The sequence below is a fragment of the Cupriavidus sp. HPC(L) genome, from assembly GCF_000307735.3.
Lineage (GTDB): Bacteria > Pseudomonadota > Gammaproteobacteria > Burkholderiales > Burkholderiaceae > Cupriavidus.
Map to the genome: position 1 here is coordinate 1 of NZ_AMPR02000396.1, position 1,234 is coordinate 1,234.

The window sequence follows — 1,234 nt, forward strand, 5'->3', positions numbered from 1 at the left end:
CACGCTGATGCTGACGGCCGCCACGCAGTTGAGCGGCTGCTTTCCGGTGATCGCCGGTGCCATGGGCGCCGGCGTGATGAGCGCCACTGACCGCCGGCCCACGTCGATCCAGGCGGTCGATCGCGGCCTGCAGCTCGAGATCGAAAACACGCTGGCGACGCGCTACAGCGGCGCGGCGCGCGTCAATGTCACGGTGTTCAACAAGAAGGTGCTGCTGACCGGCGAGGTCAAGGACACCACTCTGCGCCAGCAGATCGAGCAGTACGTGCGGGGCCTGCCGAACGCCCGCGAGGTCATCAACGAGCTGGAAGTGGTGTCGTCACCGTCGTTCGCGGCGCAAAGCCAGGACGCCTTCGTGACCAGCAAGGTCAAGACGATGCTGATGACCGCCGAAGGCGTGCCGTCGAATTCCACCAAGGTCACCACCGAACGCGGCGTGGTCTATCTGATGGGCCTGGTGACCCGTCCCGAGGGCGATCGCGCCACCGAGACGGCGCGCAATGTCGGCGGCGTCAGCAAGGTGGTCAAGGTATTCGACTACATCGACGAAACCGAGCGCGCCCGCCTCGATGCGGCCGCCTCGTCGCAGAACGCGGCGCCGGGCGAACCGGTCGGCGGCACCCCGGCACCGGTGCAGACCACGCCGGGCACCGCGGCGCCGGCCAACTCGGCCCCCGCCCCCGTCGGCGCCGATCTGTCGTCGCCGGTTACCGCGCCGACGACTTCGCCCGTCCCTGGCCCGGTCGGCCTGCCTTCGGGCCGCAATCTGCCCTGATTCTGTCCCGATTCTGTCCTGACCCTGCCTGACCGCACAGGCGCGCCGGCGATCCGTCAAACCGGCCCGGCGCGCCTGGCCCCCTCCTCCACCGTCCGGCTCCCTCCCGCCCCGCCTCCGGCTGACCTACGCTGGTGTTGCGGCGACCCAATGGCGTTCGCCGTCCAACCATCTGCGAAAACCGTAGTACGCCCGCGCGGGCCGATGTGATAGGGTTGCCCTGCCTTGCGCGTCACTCACGCGCCCCGGCCGGTCGCTCGTCCGGTCCGCGTCGCGCGGCCGATCGATGCGCCGAAGTGCCGATCCGAGGAGCGAGACCATGAAGAACAACGATCCCCTGCGAACTGCCGCGGCTTGCCTGGCCGCCCTGGCGATGCTCGCGATGGCGCCGGCCGGCGTCGCCGAGGCCACCACCGAACAGGCGCGCAACTGGGCCGCCGCCTGCGCCGCCTGCCACGG

Annotated in this window: 1 protein-coding gene; it reads left to right on the forward strand. The window is 70.4% G+C overall.

Annotation, left to right across the window (positions count from 1 at the left end):
* Positions 1–7: 7 nt before the first annotated feature.
* Positions 8–775 carry a BON domain-containing protein gene (locus tag B551_RS18340; protein ID WP_052511420.1) on the forward strand — a complete coding sequence of 256 codons (768 nt, stop codon included), beginning with the start codon at positions 8–10 and terminating at the stop codon, positions 773–775.
* Positions 776–1,234 lie beyond the last annotated feature (459 nt).